Genomic DNA, 16830 nt, shown 5'->3' with positions numbered 1-16830 from the left:
TATCAATAGGTAATTTTCCTCTTACTAGATAACTTTAAATAAATATTTATTGTTCTTCTAATTTATTATTAATCTGATTATTGATTTTATATTTATTAGTTAATTAGTTTTATGAAAAAGAAAGGCAGCACTTCAGTGCTGCCTTTGAGCGATTTGTTTTGAATTAAAAATTAACCGCGATCTTCCCATTCTTGAGCACGGGCAACCGCTTTTTTCCACCCTTCGTATTTGAAATTACGTTCTGTTGTTTCAATACCCGGTTTGAATACGCGCTCAATGGTGGCTTTACTTTGTAACTCATCAAGGTTACTCCAAAAACCAACCGCTAAACCAGCAAGGTAGGCTGCACCCAGTGCGGTGCTTTCTCGCACTTCAGGGCGCTCGACAGGGGTACCTAAAATATCTGATTGGAATTGCATTAAGAAATTATTAGCGACAGCGCCCCCATCAACGCGCAGTGCTTTTAAGCGTTCACCAGAGTCTGCTTGCATGGCGTCAAGTACATCACGGGTTTGATAAGCGATAGATTCTAATGTTGCGCGGATGATATGGTTGCGGTTTGCACCACGGGTTAAGCCAAAGATTGCTCCGCGTGCATACGGGTCCCAATATGGAGCACCTAAACCTGTAAAGGCAGGAACAACATACACGCCATTACTGTCTTTTACTTTAGTGGCGAAATATTCAGAGTCCGTCGCTTCATCGATAAGTTTCAATTCATCACGTAGCCACTGAATAGACGCACCGCCGACGAATACTGCACCTTCAAGGGCATAATTGACTTCGCCTTTTGGGCCGCATGCGATGGTCGTCAGTAGGCCGTGATTTGAGCGTACAGCGGTTTCGCCGGTGTTCAGCAGTAGGAAACAGCCAGTGCCATAGGTATTTTTTGCCATCCCTGATTTAACACACAGTTGACCATAAAGTGCGGCTTGTTGGTCTCCTGCCATCCCTGAAATTGGAATACGTGTTCCGCCTTTCCCCCCAATGTTGGTTTGCCCGTAGACTTCGGAAGAAGGGCGTACCTCAGGGAGCATCGCACGTGGAATATTCAGTGCTTTGAGGATTTTGTCATCCCACTCAAGGTTACGGATATTGAACAACATGGTTCGGGAAGCATTGGTGTAGTCAGTGACATGAACACGCCCTTGTGTCATTTTCCAAACGAGCCAAGTATCGACAGTCCCAAATAGTAATTCTCCTTTCTCGGCACGTTCACGTGCACCTTCAACATGATCTAAAATCCATTTTACTTTGGTACCGGAGAAATAGGGGTCAACAACCAGGCCGGTATTTTGGCGAATGTATTCCTCTAGATCACGGTCATTTTGTTTTAAATGCGTACAAAAATCAGCAGTGCGGCGACATTGCCACACAATCGCATTATAAACGGGCTTACCAGTGGCTTTTTCCCATACGATGGTAGTTTCACGTTGGTTAGTGATCCCAATCCCAGCGACTTCATCGGTACGAATATCTGCTTTAGCGAGAACTTCCACAAGTGTTGAGCTTTGTGATGCCCATATTTCCATTGGGTCGTGTTCTACCCAGCCTGGTTTAGGATAAATTTGGGTGAATTCACGTTGTGAAATACTGACAATATTTGCATCATGGTCGAGTACAACAGCACGTGAGCTGGTTGTGCCTTGGTCGAGTGCAACAATATACTTTTTCGCAATAGTGGTTTCAGTTGTCATAATTTAAGCCTGTTCCGAGGATTTGGTGTTTTTAACGGATAATTTTTCTGTTTTGGTCTCTTCTTCACATACCATGCAAGGTAAGTGGCGACCAATTAGTTTGCGATAGGCGAATGCGCCTAGCAGACCACCAACAATAGGTGCTGTCAATGGGACGAGAAAATAGGGAATATCGCGGCCACCGGTGAGAGCGATATCACCCCAACCAGCGAGATAAGCGACAACCTTTGGACCGAAGTCACGAGCTGGGTTGAGTGCAAATCCTGTGAGTGCGCCAAATGACCCGCCGATGACGGCAATCAAAATACCAATTAATAATGGAGCAAGTGGGCCACGAGGGACACCATTGCCATCATCGGTTAGGGCGAGTATTAAGCAAACAAGAATGGCAGCAATAATGACCTCAATAAAGAATGCATGAGGAACACTAATTTGTGGTGCAGGGTAGGTTGAGAAAACACCAGCAGTGAATAAGCTTTCTTGTGAGCCTCTAATGATATGGTGGACTTGGTCGTAATCGAAAAATACAGGGGAATACATTGAGTAAACTAAGGCGGCAGCAAAGAAGCCTCCTAGCATCTGTGCGATGATATAAGGGACGACTTTGCGTTTATCAAAACACGCAAATAGCCATAATGCGAGAGTAACGGCTGGGTTTAAGTGAGCACCGGAAGTACCCGCTGTTAGGTAAACGGCTAAAGCAACGCCGAAGCCCCAGATAATACTAATTTCCCATAAACCTAGTTGTGCGCCAGCTATTCTAACGGCAGCAACACAGCCTAGACCAAAAAATACCAGTAGCGCAGTCCCTAAAAACTCTGAGATGCACTGACCTGTGAGTGATGTAGTCGTCATTTGGCTCATATGTTTCTATCCTACGAAAATGAAAAATATTGTAATGTTTTTTTAAGTTAAGATTTTCTAATCGAAAATCATTAACTGTGAATTTATCGTTAAAGAACATAAACGAGAAATATCGAAATTGAAAAATGTGTGTTGCATCACTAAAGCGAAACAAAACAATCAAAAATAGTGATGAATTCGACCTTTGTGATGTGATCTGACCAGTGTTTTTTTATGAAGGTTATTACGATTCAGAAGGAAGGAACTGGACACAGAGGATCATGCTACTTACAATCGTGTAAAAGCTGATAAGGGAGACCAGAATTATGTCATTTGAAGTATTTGAGAAACTCGAATCCAAAGTCCAACAAGCGATTGATACAATCACACTGTTACAAATGGAAATCGATGAATTAAAAGATAAAAATGGTGCACTAAGCCAAGAGTTGGAAACAGCAAAGTCAGGTACGGATTCACTGGTGCGTGAAAATGAACAATTAAAACAAGAGCAGCAAGCTTGGCAAGAGCGTTTACGGACTCTGCTGGGTAAGATGGAAGAAGTGTAATTTCTCGTCATACTTCGCGTTGTAGGGGTGTTGGCTTCGTCTCTTCGCCCTAGTCACATACTTGTGTATGCTCCTAGGGTCTTATCGACTTTGCCGCCTACCTACAACACGAATTATTTAGAGAAATCTTCATCACACCCCATGTTCTAGAGTATAAAAATAAGGGCTGCAAATTATTGCAGCCCTTATTTATAGAATTTTTAACGGATTATGCGTCGATATTGTCATCTTCGATAAAATCGTCGTTCTCAGACGGGATTAATGGCTCTTCAGAAAGAATAATGCCAGTATTATCGGCATAAAGGTAATCACCTGAGAAGAAAGTGACGCCGCCGAAATTAACGCGGATATCACTTTCACCGATGCCTTCATCTGGGCAACCTGCAGGCATCGCCGCAATAGCTTGAATACCGAGGTCAAGCTCCATTAGTGCATCCACCTGACGGACGGCACCATAAACCACAATGCCTTCCCAGTGGTTATCAACGGCGAGTCTTGCAATTTCAGCATCAATGAGTGCCTTACGGACAGAGCCGCCACCGTCAACCAGTAGAATGCGCCCAGTGCCGTCTTCTTCCAGCAAATCATACAGTAGGCCATTATCTTCAAAGCACTTAACTGTAATGATTTGACCGCCAAATGAAGTACGTCCACCAAAGTTGGAGAAAAGGGGTTCTACCACATTAACGCTTTCTTGGTAAATATCGCAGAGTTCGGAAGTATCATATTTCATAGGAGTTAGGTCTTTTTTGCTGCAAGAGGTAGCCAGTATATCCCTTTTCAACAGTACTTGGCAAAGTTAGCCGCCTAAAAATAGGCGGAAAAAGTCAAAAAAACGACAAATAGTGACTGTTATTTGCTCATTACAACGCCAATGGAGAATAAAACGTTGGTCACGAGTGCAGCTTTCACCATATTTTCGAGTAAAGGACGCATGCCTTCTGGGGTAGGGTCACTCAGAACGCGGCGTAAATGGTTCATTAGCATCGGTACGGCTAATAAAAATAACCAACCACTCCACCCGTGCAAGTAAATTAGGTTAAAAAATGCCAAACATAAAATTGCCGCAACAATAATAATGGTGTGATAAATTCGAGCTCCTTGGGGACCTAAACGTACCGCTAAGGTGTTTTTACCTGCTTTAATATCATTTTCGATATCACGCATATTATTGATATTCAGTACTGCGACAGAGAGCAACCCACAGGCAGTTGCGGGCAGGACAGTGATGATATTAAAACTATTAGCTTGTAAATAATAAGTCCCAATAACACTTAGCCAGCCAAAGAAAATTAAGACAGAAATATCCCCTAACCCTAGGTACCCATAGGGTTTTTTGCCAACGGTATAGGTAATTGCAGCAACGATAGCAATAAGGCCTAATGCGACGAAACCAATGGCATCCTCTGGCTTTTCACATGCGACAATAATTAATAGTAAGCCAGAAAGGCAGGCCGCTGTAATATTTAGCTTGAGCGCCTTTTTCATGTCCGCTTGCGTGATAACACCTTTTTGCATACCACGTAATGGACCAATACGTTCTGCTGTATCAGAGCCTTTGACTGCGTCACCATAGTCATTCGCAAGGTTAGATAAAATCTGTAATAAACCCGCCGTGATGAGTGCTAATAAAGCGACGGGCCATTTAAAATTATTAGTTAAATAAGCGAGTGCAGAGCCTGTCACAATCGCAATCACCCCTAAAGGTAGGGTTTTAGGGCGGAGACTTTCAATCCAAGCTTGTTTACGACTTATTGTTGTGGATGTCGACTGCATGCAGTTACCTATAATTCAAACTCTTTAGAGATGTGTTCTTAATAATTTAATAGCCCATCATATAGAGAGATACCTGAGTATTTTCAATGTAATGGGCAGAATATTTAATAGAAAAAAGTGCAGCGATAAAAGCTGCACTTTAGTCGATGTATATTAAGGATACATGAAAACCAGATAATTAATAAGATTATAAAATAAATCTACTCAGGTCTTCATCCGCCACCAGCTCATCTAAGTGTTGTCTGACATAGTCTGCATCGATTTGGATAGTTTGCCCGTTACGGTCACTGGCATCGAAAGAAATATCTTCCATTAAACGCTCAAGCACGGTGTGCAAGCGACGAGCACCAATGTTTTCGGTTGACTCATTGACTTGCCATGCGGACTCCGCAATTTTACGAATACCGTCAGTCGTGAATTCAATATTCACGCCTTCTGTTGCCATCAGCGCTTTATACTGTTCAGTTAATGAGGCATTTGGTTCCGTCAAAATACGCACAAAATCTTCAGTTGTCAGCGCTTGTAATTCAACACGAATTGGCAAGCGACCTTGGAGTTCAGGGATCAAGTCTGATGGGCTCGAAACTTGGAACGCACCTGAAGCGATAAACAGAATGTGGTCAGTTTTGACCATGCCGTGCTTAGTCGAAATGGTGCAGCCTTCGATTAATGGCAGTAAATCGCGTTGAACCCCTTCTCGAGAGACATCTGGCCCCGAGCTTTGGCCACCACGTTTACAAATTTTGTCGAACTCATCGATGAAGACAATACCATTTTGTTCAACTGCTTCAATCGCTTGTTCTTTTAGCTCTTCAGGGTTGACTAATTTAGCCGCTTCTTCTTCAACTAGCAGTTTGAATGCCTCTTTGATTTTCATCTTACGTGGCTTCTGCTTTTGGCCTGCTAAGTTTTGGAACATGGATTGTAACTGGTTCGTCATCTCTTCCATGCCAGGAGGCGCCATAATTTCAACACCCATAGGGGATGCAGCGACTTCAATTTCAATTTCTTTATCGTCTAATTGGCCTTCACGTAATTTTTTACGGAATGCTTGGCGAGCAGGGGAATGCTCATCCGTTGGTTCAGACTGCCCCCAGTTATTTTTTGCTGGTGGAATAAGAACGTCCAAAATACGCTCTTCAGCCATTTCTTCGGCACGATAGCGATTCTTTTCAATAGACTGTAAACGCACCATTTTAACGGCGGAGTCAGTTAAATCGCGAATAATCGAGTCAACTTCTTTACCGACATAGCCGACTTCAGTAAATTTAGTCGCTTCGACTTTAATAAATGGCGCATTGGCTAATTTCGCAAGGCGGCGAGCAATTTCAGTTTTACCCACCCCTGTTGGCCCAATCATCAAAATATTTTTTGGGGTGACTTCGTGACGTAACACTTCATTTAACTGCATACGGCGCCAGCGGTTACGCAGAGCAATCGCAACAGAACGTTTGGCTTTATTCTGGCCAATAATATGATTGTCGAGTTCGCTGACAATTTCGCGTGGAGTCATTTCGGACATACTAGCAATCCTTATGATTTTGAAGAAATTTCTTCAAAGTTGACATTATGGTTGGTGTAAATACAGATATCACCTGCAATAGCGAGTGCTTTTTCAGCGATCTCTTTGGCGCTTAAGTCTGTATTTTCTAACAAAGCACGTGCGGCTGATTGCGCATATGGGCCACCGGAGCCAATAGCAATTAAGTCATTTTCCGGTTGAACCACATCACCATTACCCGTAATGATCAGTGAAGTGTGTTCATCGGCGACAGCTAACAAGGCTTCTAACTTGCGAAGCATGCGGTCAGTGCGCCAATCTTTAGCAAGTTCAACGGCTGCTTTCGTTAAATGGCCTTGATGAAGTTCGAGTTTGCGCTCAAACAGTTCAAATAATGTGAATGCGTCTGCGGTGCCACCGGCAAATCCGGCAATGACTTTGTCGTTGTATAAACGGCGAACTTTGCGGACATTGCCTTTCATGACGGTATTACCCATCGTCGCCTGTCCATCACCACCAATTACGACCTGGCCATTACGGCGAACACTTACGATTGTTGTCATGAGTTAGCCCCTGGTTTATTACAAAAAAATGCGGTTGTATGTGATTTTCAAAAGAATAAATTCAAGTGATAGTTGTCTAATTAACTATCACTTGAACTAGGTTGAAGCCACAAAGTACCGCTCATGAGTACATTAAAACAGTACATGGGGGGGAAGGAGGAATTTTTCAACCCCCAGAAGCACGAAGAATACAACCGGAAACACCTGCACTTGCTGCTCGGTCACGCATTTTTTCGGCAGTTGACTTGGAATAAGGCCCTAAAACGATACGGTGCCAACCTCCACCTGCGCTTACACGGCTTTCAATACCTGAGAATGCCAAAGTAGCTTGCACAGACTCGGCTTGTTCTGCTGTACGGAATGAACCACATTGAACAACCATATTTTGCAAGCTGTTTGTCGGTTTAGTGCTTGGTGCCGTTTGTGGCTGAGCTGCGGGCGCGGTTGGTTGAGCCTCAAGTTTTGGAGGGATATTGACCGCTGGTTTACGTTGTACTGGCTCGACAGGTTGAGTTGGCTCATTGATGAGCACTTGGGAGCGCGGTACTGGTTTACCGTTTGCAGGGATTTCTTGCAAGTTAGTGACAGGCTGGCGTCTGTCAGAATCAATTTGTTCTAATAGCTGGCGCTGTTCAGGTGTTAAATCTGATGGGCGCACAATATTATTGCCAGTACTCGGTTGTTGAATATTTGGCATATCCACACCACGGCGTTCGAGCTCTTTAATATAGCGCCAACGTTCTTCAGGCTTTGGTGGAAGCGTACTTCCCGGTGTTGTTGGTGTGACAACTTGGGGGGGCGGTGTGTCCTTTTTATTTTGAGTGATATAAAACAGGCCGCCAACAAATAGCACGACAATTGCCACAGCAACAACCAATGTTGTCATTGGTAGTCCTTGTGCTTTCTTTGATTTACCTTTGCTTTTTTTACGGGCGGATGAGCGCCCCCGAGCTACATAATCTTTTTGTGCCACGCTATTAATTCACTAGTTATCAATTGTTCGTCATCATTTGGCTTAACATGTTACTTAACCCGAGCAACTTTGACTAGCTTTTAGGCGCTTTTGTGCTCTCTCTGATGATTAAATCAGAATCTAGGAGACGTGAACCCGGGTTTACATTGTGTCCATGGATTTGCTCAAGCAGTAATTGCATCGCATGATGACCAATTTCAGCACGAGGTTGATTAATAGTTGTTAGGGCTGGCAAGGTGTATTTTGATTGCTCTAAGTTATCGAAACCAACAAAAGAAAGGTCATCAGGGAGCTTCAAGCCCATTTTTTTCGCTTGCCACATCGCACCAATCGCCATGATATCACTGTGACAAAAGATAGCAGTAGGTGGTTCGGGAAGTGACATTAATGTTTTCACGGCTTCAGCGCCACCTTCATGGGTAAAATCGCCACGAATAATATAATTTTCACGCAATTTTTCGCCTGTGCGCAACATGGCTTTTTTATAACCTTCTAAACGGTATTGACTTAAAGGCATATGATCAGGCCCTGCAATACAAGCAATCAGTTTATGGCCTTGTTTTTGCAGGTAATGTGTCGCATTAAATGCAGCCGTGAGGTTATCGATATGCACAGTAGGCAGTTTTAGCTCAGGCGCAAATTCATTTGCCATCACTATCGGAGGAAGGTTTTTCTGCTCTTCCGTTGAGATATCGAACGGAATATTGGAACCCAGTAAAACCATACCATCAATTTGTTTAGTAATAATGAGATTAATAAAAGCATTTTCTTGTTTTTCTTGGTGTTTACAGTCTCCAATCAAAACAAAATAGCCTTCTTGAGCAGCGATTTCTTCAATCCCGCAGACGACATCACTAAAGAACGGATCGCGGATATTGGGAACAAGCACAAGAATAGTTTTTGATTCATTGCGCTTATAGCTTCTAGCAAGGTTATGAGGATAATAACCAACATCCATCACCGCTTGTTCGACTTTTTGGCGTGTTTGCAAAGAAACTTTTTCCGGGTTCATGAGTGTTCTTGACACCGTCGCTGTCGAAACGCCCGCGGCACTAGCAACATCTTTCATCGTTGCCGTGTTATTGTGTTTTTTACTTTCCACAACGCCTTCCTTAGATTGATTTAATCGTTTGCTTTTTTTGAATGGCGCAAGTACGTCATTATTAGTAGCTATTCTAATTGGTTTCTCAATAATATCTGTTACCTAGTTTGCATAAAAAGTGTGACTTGCGTCATTTTTTAGAGCTGCTTCGCAAATTTTGAAAATAATTCTAAGGGTAAAAAGATAAATGAAACTCAATGTGTGTAAAAAGCGCTCAATTTAGTTGTTTAGCATTATAGGGTAAATAATTCAAAGTTATCAATATGCTGCAAAGACAATATTGGTTATAGCCTATAAAGTTAAATGGCTAGATAAAATGAATCCTTTAACATTGTTCATGGGTTAACAATCAGTTGGGTCCACATCAATATTCCATTTTACTTTGCGGCTTTCTGGTTGTTGAAGAATTTCTGGTAACAGTTTCGCCATAAACTGTTGTAAATAAAGTCGCGAAGGGTGTTGCAATAGCAATTGCCAGCGGAATCGGCCGCCACGTTTAGCTTGAATCGACGGCGAGGGGCCTAAAATCCACATTTTTGCATCACTTTGTGGGTGTTGGGTTATATATTGCCGCACATTTTGCAGAAATTGACGCGAATCTTGGTTATTGTGATCTTCTGAGCGGATCAATATATGGTTGGTGTAAGGCGGTAGCATGGCGATCCTGCGCTCTTCCATCGCTTCTTGGGTAAATGCGTTGTAGCCCTCTTCAAGTAGTGTGAGCAACAGTGGGTTTTCGGGATGGTGGGTCTGTAAGAACACTTCACCTTGTTTACCGGCTCGCCCTGCTCGGCCAGAAACTTGTACGTATAATTGAGCAAACCGTTCGGCTGCACGAAAATCACTCGAGAACAAAGCTCCGTCAACATCTAATAAGGCGACTAAGGTGACATCAGGGAAATGGTGGCCCTTGGCTAACATCTGTGTGCCAATAAGAATTCGAGCTCCTCCTTCATGTACTTGATTTAAATGTTGTTCCAGTTCGCCTTTACGGCTCGTGGTATCACGGTCAATACGCGTAACGGGAGTGTCAGGGAACAGTTCACAAATACCTTCCTCAAGTTGCTCAGTTCCCATTCCAACAGGCACTAAATGCGTTGAACCACATTGTGGGCATTGATGAGGAACTGGGCGCTGGCTGTCACAATGGTGGCAGCGTAATTGATGGAAATTTTGATGCAAGGTGTAATAGTGGTCACAGCGCTGGCACTCAGCAATCCATCCGCATTCATGGCAAATTAATGCTGGGGAATAACCACGGCGATTTAAAAATAAAATCACCTGATTATTTTGTGCAAGGTGTTCTTTAATATGTTGAATTAATAAGTGAGAAAGGCCAAATTTTAGTGGCTGGCCTTTTAAGTCAATAAGATGTTGAGCCGCAGGGCGTGCATTACCGGCACGAATAGTGAGATTTAATTGCCGATATTTATGTTGCTGTACATTTAGTAAGGTTTCTAACGATGGCGTCGCAGTGCCCATCACAATAGGAATATTGTTCTTTTTAGCGCGAAAAACGGCTAAATCACGTGCATGATAACGCCAACCATCCTGTTGTTTGTATGAGCTGTCATGCTCTTCATCAATAATAATAATGCCAAGGTGGGCGAAAGGCGTGAACAGTGCCGAACGTGTACCAATAATAATGGCATTTTGACCTTGCTTGGTGCGTAGCCAAACTGCTAAACGTTCGCTATCGTTCAGCCCTGAGTGTAAAACATCAACAGGCGCATTGAAGCGCTCACGAAAGCGGCTGATAGTTTGTGGGGTCAAGCCAATTTCAGGCACCAAAACTAAAGCTTGTTTACCTTGAGCAAGAACATTTTCCAATACGCTCAGATACACTTCTGTTTTACCGGACCCCGTTATCCCTGCGAGCAGCCATGGCGAAAATTGGTTATCTTCAGCGCGTATAGCACCGACAGCGGTGGCTTGCTCACTATTAAGCCGCAACCGTTCACCGCAAACTGTAAAGTTTGGTTGCCATTTTTCGCTCGTCGGTTGAACGGGATGTAACTCAATATAAGCTTTCTTTTTCAGTGCTTGTAGAGCACTTTCACTGATTTCAAGCTCATTCACTTGATGGCGATAAACGGGTCTACGACGTAAAAGTGCGAGGGCCTGCTGTTGTTTTGGGGAGCGTTTGAGCTCATTAAGGTCAACGGCTAAGCCTTCATCTGTCACTTGCCATTGCCAAATAGGGGTAAATTCTGCAGGTTTACCTTGGCGCAATAGAGTGGGTAATGCGTGGAATAGTACTTCGCCAATTGGGTAGTGATAGTATTGGGAAGACCACAATAATAGTTGCCAAATATCATCTGGGAAGAGCGTTTGATGGTCGAGAACCAGTTCGATAGCTTTTAATTTATCTTCAGCAAACTCGCTTTTATCGCTGTGTTTTACCACAATACCTAAGGCTTGACGCTTGCCAAACGGTACCATAACACGGCTGCCAATCACTGGCAGTGGCATGTTATCAGGAAGGCGATAATCAAATGTGCGGTTTAATGGGACAGGTAAAGCCACCTGAACGACGATCATATCTGGGTTTCCGTCTATTTTTTATGCGATAATGCGAGCGATTGTTGACTAGAGTACCACAAAATTTACTCAGTTTTCATTGCGTGATAAACAGAATTTCTGTATGATCCGCCGCCTTTGGTATTTATTTTTACCAATATATTAAATTCAATCAACACGACGTGTGGTGTCCGGCGTTAGGGCTGGAATGGCGACACGGCCTTAATAGAGGTTCTCCCATGAAAAAAGGTATTCACCCTAAATACGAAGAAGTTACTGCAACTTGTTCTTGCGGTAATGTAATGAAAATTAATTCAACTGCTGGTCACTCGCTGAACCTGGACGTTTGTGGTAACTGCCACCCGTTCTATACTGGTAAACAGCGTGATGTTGCGACTGGTGGTCGTGTTGATCGCTTCAACCAACGTTTCAGCATCCCAGGTTCTAAAAAATAATCGAACTTGTGAAATGCGAAAAAAAGGGAAACTGAGTTTCCCTTTTTTAATGCCCAAAATAAGCGTTTTTATGTCTAAATGAAGAAATTAGAAGTGATAAACGACACCGAGCATGATGTCATTACTGCGTACTTTGACTTTAGACTTGAGCGTATCGCCATTATAGTTATAGCTATCTTGAATAAAATATAAGGAAAGGCACTACGTCGCAAGGTTTGCGACGTAGTTAAAACTTTGAGGCACGTAATGGCGACTAATTAGGATTAATATTCCCACGTTTCAGGGTCGATACCTAATTCGCGCATGATTTCTTTTGCGGCTTCAGGGATCTCGTCATTACGTTCTTTACGCAAGTCTTCATCATTTGGCAGTGGTTGGCCTGTGAATGCATGCAAAAATGCTTCACACAGTAATTCACTGTTAGTGGCATGACGTAAGTTGTTGATCTGACGGCGAGTACGCTCATCAGTTAAAATTTTTAGTACCTTCAAAGGAATAGATACTGTAATTTTCTTTACTTGCTCACTCTTTTTGCCATGTTCAGCATACGGACTGACATACTCACCATTCCATTCAGCCATGGGTTACCTTGGATATTTTCAGTAATAATTAAAAATAATATACATATTCTTTTTAATAGGAACTTATTCTAAGCTCTAAATCGAGAATATCTGCATATATGTTCGATGAGGATTCACTTATTTTAATAAAAAATAATGTTTAAAATTAACAAGTTAAATCCACTTATGCGATTGACTATCAATTTACACATAATTATTAAGGCTGATTATTCCATTACTTGATATAAACGTAAAGAGGTTTAGACGTCTAGATATATTGACGTCTAAACATCCGATGGGTATGATTTGGCCTATCACTGTTCAGGAGAAGCGTTTATGACTTACAAGCCGTCAACCATCGCAATTCATAATGGATTAAATGATGACCAACAATTTGGTTGTGTTGTGCCTCCCATTTATTTGTCTAGCACCTATAACTTCACTGATTTTAATGAGCCTCGCGCACATGACTACTCACGCCGTGGAAATCCAGGTCGCGATATTGTGCAAAAAACATTGGCACAGCTTGAGGGGGGGAGCGGCGCAGTAATGACCAACAGTGGGATGTCAGCGCTTCATTTACTCTGTACTGTTTTTTTACAGCCCGGTGATCTATTAGTTGCACCTCATGATTGTTATGGTGGAAGTTATCGGTTATTTAATAGCCAAAGTCAGCGTGGGGCTTACCAAGTGCAATTTGTCGATCAAAGTGATGAATCTGCATTACGAGCTGCGCTCGCTAAAAAACCTAAATTAGTCTTAATTGAAACACCCAGTAACCCATTATTAAGAATTTTTGATATACAGCATATTGCGCAATTAGCGCATGATGTTGGCGCGTTAGTGGTTGTCGACAATACATTTTTAAGCCCTATCCTCCAGCAACCACTGTCATTAGGGGCTGACTTTGTTGTGCATTCATGTACAAAATACCTTAATGGTCATTCAGATATTGTGGCTGGTGTAGTGATTGCCAAAGAGGAAAAATGGGCAATAGAATTAGCGTGGTGGGCGAATAATATTGGTGTCACTGGGGGCGCTTTTGATAGCTACTTATTATTAAGAGGCATCCGAACTCTATCCCCTCGTGTGTTACAGCAACAGCAAAACGCACAAGAGATCGTAAAATATCTTAAATCGCAGCCTTTAGTGAAAAAATTGTATTATCCTGCATTGGAAGATCATCCTGGGCACGAAATAGCGCTGAAACAACAAAAAGGTTTTGGCGCCATGTTGAGTTTTGAATTTGCAGGTGATGAGTCACAACTTCGCCATTTTCTTCGCTCACTTAGCCTGTTTACATTGGCGGAGTCATTGGGTGGGGTGGAAACATTGATTTCCCATACTGCGACAATGACGCATGCAGGTATGTCAGCAGAAGCTCGTGCGCAAGCGGGGATTACAGATAGCTTGCTAAGAATTTCAGTGGGGATTGAAGATCCTCAGGATTTAATCACAGACTTAGATCACGCATTTCAGGTTGCGGGACAACGTTAGCGGAGTTTTTGATGAGTGTACTAACAGCGGTTGAGGTGGCTCCTTGTCACCGTCAGTTACATAAGTTTGGGGGCAGTAGTTTAGCCGATGCGAAGTGCTATCAACGCGTTGCAGCAATTATGGCGAACTATAGTCAACCTGGTGATTTAATGGTGGTTTCTGCCGCGGGTAGTACAACTAATCAGTTGATCAATTGGTTAAAATTAAGCCAAAGTGATCGTATTTCGGCTCATCAAGCTCAACAGTCGTTACGCCGCTATCAACTTGATTTAATTGAATCTCTTTTACCGGAACAAAAAGCCGTAGAATTAAGCCAATTATTTATTCACGATTTAGAGCGTTTAAGTGCGTTGTTGGATAAACCGACTAATGATGCGACTTATGCAGAAGTGGTAGGGCACGGTGAAATTTGGTCTGCGCGCCTTATGGCTGAGGTGCTTGCACAGGCCGGCATGACGAGTGCTTGGTTAGATGCGCGTTTATTTTTACGCGCTGAGCGTGCGGCACAACCGCAGGTCGATGAAACACAATCGCGTTATTTATTGCAACAACAGTTAACTCAGTTACCGAACCGACGTATTGTCGTGACAGGTTTTATTTCGCGTAATCAGCAAGGTGAGACGGTACTGCTTGGGCGTAATGGGAGTGACTATTCCGCAACACAAGTCGGTGCACTGGCAGATGTGGGAAAAGTAACGATTTGGAGTGATGTCGCTGGAGTATATAGCGCTGACCCTCGTAAAGTGAAAGATGCCTGTTTATTGCCCTTATTGCGCCTAGATGAAGCCAGTGAATTGGCGCGCTTAGCGGCTCCTGTTTTACATACACGCACTTTACAACCCGTTTCCGTGAGCAATATTGATTTGCAATTAAGGTGTAGCTATCAACCGGAGCAGGGCTCAACAAAAATTGAACGGGTACTTGCGTCAGGAGCAGGGGCAAAAATCGTGACTAGCCATGATGATGTGTGCTTAATTGAATTGCGCATCGCTGCTGGCCGTGATTTTAAACAAATCTGCAAAGATGTGGATTTATTACTTAAGCGTGCTCAATTGCGTCCTTTGGCGCGTGGTATTCATCATGACCGCTCTTTGCTGCAATTATGTTATACCTCTGAAATTGTCGAAAGTGCCTTAAATACCCTTGAAGAAGCCGGGTTGCCGGGGTCATTATCATTACGTGAAGGTTTTTCTTTGGTTGCGCTAGTCGGTGCAGGTGTGTGTAAAAAGCCATTACATAGCCACCGTTTTTATGAGGAATTAAAAGGGCAGCCTGTTGAATTTATTTGGCATTCAGAGGATGCCATCAGCTTAGTCGCTGTTTTGCGTTCTAACCAAACAGAGCACTTAATTCAAGGGATGCACCAGAGCTTATTCCGTGCAGAAAAACGCATTGGTTTAGTGTTATTTGGTAAAGGGAATATTGGTGCGCGTTGGTTAGAACTTTTTGCTGCGGAGCAATACAAGATTTCGGCACGTAGCGACTTTGATTTTGTCTTAGCAGGTGTAGTAGACAGCCGCCGTAGTTTGTTGAATTACCAAGGGATTGACCCCAGCCGTGCGCTGGCTTTCTTTGATGACGAAGCTGTAGAGCATGAGGACGATAGCCTATTTTTATGGATGCGTTCCCATCCTTATGATGATTTAGTGGTATTAGATGTCACCGCAAGTGAGACACTGGCAGATAACTATGTGGATTTTGCGAGTTATGGTTTTCATGTGATCAGTGCAAATAAAATTGCAGGGGCAGCGCAAACGGCACAATATCGTCAAATACGCGATGCGTTTTCGAAAACAGGTCGTCACTGGCTATACAACGCAACAGTAGGTGCAGGGTTACCGATTAACTATACGGTACGGGACTTAAAAGAAAGTGGTGATTCGATCCTGGCTATCAGTGGTATTTTTTCTGGAACGCTATCATGGCTATTTTTACAGTTTGACGGTTCTATCCCATTTAGCGAGCTAGTAGAGCAAGCTTGGCAGCAAGGGTTAACTGAACCAGATCCACGCATTGATTTATCAGGGCAAGATGTCATGCGAAAATTAATTATTTTAGCCCGTGAAGCAGGTTATGACATCGAACCCGATGATGTGAGAGTGGAATCTTTAGTACCGAAACAGGCTCAGACGGGTTCACTCGATGAGTTCTTTGAAAATAGCGCCATTATTAATGAGCAGATGCAGCAACGTTTAGAAGCGGCGCAAGAACTAGGGTTAGTGCTACGCTATGTGGCACGGTTTGATGCAGTAAAAGGCAAAGCGAAAGTCGGTGTGGAAGCCGTGAAACCGGAACATCCGCTGGCCTCATTATTACCGGGTGACAATGTGTTTGCTATCGAGAGCCGTTGGTATCGAGACAACCCATTGGTGATCCGTGGGCCAGGAGCCGGGCGCGATGTGACCGCTGGCGCTATTCAGTCGGATCTCAACCGGCTCTCTCAACTTTTATAATCATTTTTCAGGTGTATTGGTGTTCTTGGTGGTATTGAGGGCACCGATGCATTATGAATATTTTTAATTTACCCCTTCATTTTCTGTTTTTTATTCTGATGATTTAATTCTTAAACATTATTCATGTCTTAAAAGTGCTGAATCGACGATATATTGCGCTGAAACAATACTTAAATAAGAAAAATTAATAAAAATAAGGCTGTAATTAAATTTCAGAAAAATCCCCCAAAGTCATTTTTTTCTGATATGAATATACACTGAAGGGTAAATTTAGCGGCCTGCATCACAAAACGACAACTCTAACGCAGCCGACTGAAATTTTGT

14 protein-coding genes are annotated in these 16830 nt (G+C 43.0%); 4 read left to right on the top strand and 10 right to left on the bottom strand.

Annotated elements, in window-relative coordinates; translation table 11 throughout:
* Window positions 1–170: 170 nt before the first annotated feature.
* Both glpK and PR725_RS14860 read right to left on the bottom strand, forming a co-directional pair.
* A complete protein-coding gene (gene glpK, locus PR725_RS14865; RefSeq protein ID WP_115168153.1) occupies window positions 171–1697 on the bottom strand; it encodes a glycerol kinase GlpK in 1527 nt (508 codons plus the stop codon).
* A 3-nt stretch (window positions 1698–1700) separates the two neighbouring features.
* Window positions 1701–2561 carry an MIP/aquaporin family protein gene (locus tag PR725_RS14860; RefSeq protein ID WP_004265297.1) on the bottom strand — a complete coding sequence of 287 codons (861 nt, stop codon included), beginning with the start codon at window positions 2559–2561 and terminating at the stop codon, window positions 1701–1703.
* A 305-nt stretch (window positions 2562–2866) separates the two neighbouring features.
* Here PR725_RS14860 and zapB point away from each other — a divergent pair, with 305 nt between their 5' ends.
* Window positions 2867–3106, top strand: coding sequence for a cell division protein ZapB (gene zapB / locus PR725_RS14855; protein ID WP_004265299.1), 240 nt, complete (start codon window positions 2867–2869; stop codon window positions 3104–3106).
* Between the two features lie 208 nt (window positions 3107–3314).
* Here zapB and rraA read toward each other — a convergent pair whose 3' ends face one another.
* From rraA to priA, 7 genes are all read right to left on the bottom strand, one after another.
* Complete coding sequence (rraA, locus tag PR725_RS14850; RefSeq protein WP_004907040.1) at window positions 3315–3839, bottom strand: ribonuclease E activity regulator RraA; 525 nt, start codon at window positions 3837–3839, stop codon at window positions 3315–3317.
* A 119-nt stretch (window positions 3840–3958) separates the two neighbouring features.
* Window positions 3959–4882 (bottom strand): 1,4-dihydroxy-2-naphthoate polyprenyltransferase, encoded by a 924-nt coding sequence (locus tag PR725_RS14845; RefSeq protein WP_004907041.1) that lies wholly within the window; start codon window positions 4880–4882, stop codon window positions 3959–3961.
* A 187-nt stretch (window positions 4883–5069) separates the two neighbouring features.
* Window positions 5070–6404, bottom strand: a complete 1335-nt coding sequence (gene hslU / locus PR725_RS14840; protein ID WP_004265302.1) for an HslU--HslV peptidase ATPase subunit — start codon at window positions 6402–6404, stop codon at window positions 5070–5072.
* Window positions 6405–6415: 11 nt separating this feature from the next.
* Window positions 6416–6946, bottom strand: coding sequence for an ATP-dependent protease subunit HslV (gene hslV, locus PR725_RS14835; RefSeq protein ID WP_004265304.1), 531 nt, complete (start codon window positions 6944–6946; stop codon window positions 6416–6418).
* Window positions 6947–7112: 166 nt separating this feature from the next.
* Window positions 7113–7919, bottom strand: coding sequence for a cell division protein FtsN (gene ftsN / locus PR725_RS14830; RefSeq protein WP_109912967.1), 807 nt, complete (start codon window positions 7917–7919; stop codon window positions 7113–7115).
* 73 nt (window positions 7920–7992) lie between these two features.
* Window positions 7993–9021, bottom strand: coding sequence for a DNA-binding transcriptional regulator CytR (gene cytR, locus PR725_RS14825; protein WP_004907050.1), 1029 nt, complete (start codon window positions 9019–9021; stop codon window positions 7993–7995).
* 342 nt (window positions 9022–9363) lie between these two features.
* Window positions 9364–11562, bottom strand: coding sequence for a primosomal protein N' (priA, locus tag PR725_RS14820; RefSeq protein WP_272569544.1), 2199 nt, complete (start codon window positions 11560–11562; stop codon window positions 9364–9366).
* Window positions 11563–11780: 218 nt separating this feature from the next.
* On the opposite strand from priA, the gene rpmE reads away from it, so the two are divergent.
* Complete coding sequence (rpmE, locus tag PR725_RS14815) at window positions 11781–11996, top strand: 50S ribosomal protein L31 (RefSeq protein ID WP_004265313.1); 216 nt, start codon at window positions 11781–11783, stop codon at window positions 11994–11996.
* Between the two features lie 263 nt (window positions 11997–12259).
* Here rpmE and metJ read toward each other — a convergent pair whose 3' ends face one another.
* A complete protein-coding gene (gene metJ / locus PR725_RS14810) occupies window positions 12260–12577 on the bottom strand; it encodes a met regulon transcriptional regulator MetJ (protein ID WP_004265315.1) in 318 nt (105 codons plus the stop codon).
* A gap of 315 nt (window positions 12578–12892) precedes the next feature.
* Between metJ and metB the strand changes: the two genes are divergently transcribed.
* Both metB and PR725_RS14800 read left to right on the top strand, forming a co-directional pair.
* Window positions 12893–14053 (top strand): cystathionine gamma-synthase, encoded by a 1161-nt coding sequence (gene metB / locus PR725_RS14805; protein WP_109912969.1) that lies wholly within the window; start codon window positions 12893–12895, stop codon window positions 14051–14053.
* 11 nt (window positions 14054–14064) lie between these two features.
* Window positions 14065–16506, top strand: a complete 2442-nt coding sequence (locus PR725_RS14800; RefSeq protein WP_004907068.1) for a bifunctional aspartate kinase/homoserine dehydrogenase II — start codon at window positions 14065–14067, stop codon at window positions 16504–16506.
* Window positions 16507–16830: the final 324 nt, after the last annotated feature.

The sequence above is a fragment of the Providencia sp. PROV255 genome (assembly GCF_028478065.1).
GTDB classification, from domain to species: Bacteria; Pseudomonadota; Gammaproteobacteria; order Enterobacterales; family Enterobacteriaceae; genus Providencia; species Providencia rettgeri.
Note: the sequence above shows the minus strand (reverse complement) of the source record. Positions and strands in the feature narration are given on the sequence as shown.

Excerpts from the sequence above, each read along its gene's own strand:
- glpK (WP_115168153.1), bottom strand. The coding sequence starts at position 1,697 with ATGACAACTGAAACCACTATTGCGAAAAAGTATATTGTTGCACTCGAC.
- PR725_RS14860 (WP_004265297.1), bottom strand. The coding sequence starts at position 2,561 with ATGAGCCAAATGACGACTACATCACTCACAGGTCAGTGCATCTCAGAG.
- zapB (WP_004265299.1), top strand. The coding sequence starts at position 2,867 with ATGTCATTTGAAGTATTTGAGAAACTCGAATCCAAAGTCCAACAAGCG.
- rraA (WP_004907040.1), bottom strand. The coding sequence starts at position 3,839 with ATGAAATATGATACTTCCGAACTCTGCGATATTTACCAAGAAAGCGTT.
- PR725_RS14845 (WP_004907041.1), bottom strand. The coding sequence starts at position 4,882 with ATGCAGTCGACATCCACAACAATAAGTCGTAAACAAGCTTGGATTGAA.
- hslU (WP_004265302.1), bottom strand. The coding sequence starts at position 6,404 with ATGTCCGAAATGACTCCACGCGAAATTGTCAGCGAACTCGACAATCAT.
- hslV (WP_004265304.1), bottom strand. The coding sequence starts at position 6,946 with ATGACAACAATCGTAAGTGTTCGCCGTAATGGCCAGGTCGTAATTGGT.
- priA (WP_272569544.1), bottom strand. The coding sequence starts at position 11,562 with ATGATCGTCGTTCAGGTGGCTTTACCTGTCCCATTAAACCGCACATTT.
- rpmE (WP_004265313.1), top strand. The coding sequence starts at position 11,781 with ATGAAAAAAGGTATTCACCCTAAATACGAAGAAGTTACTGCAACTTGT.
- metJ (WP_004265315.1), bottom strand. The coding sequence starts at position 12,577 with ATGGCTGAATGGAATGGTGAGTATGTCAGTCCGTATGCTGAACATGGC.
- metB (WP_109912969.1), top strand. The coding sequence starts at position 12,893 with ATGACTTACAAGCCGTCAACCATCGCAATTCATAATGGATTAAATGAT.
- PR725_RS14800 (WP_004907068.1), top strand. The coding sequence starts at position 14,065 with ATGAGTGTACTAACAGCGGTTGAGGTGGCTCCTTGTCACCGTCAGTTA.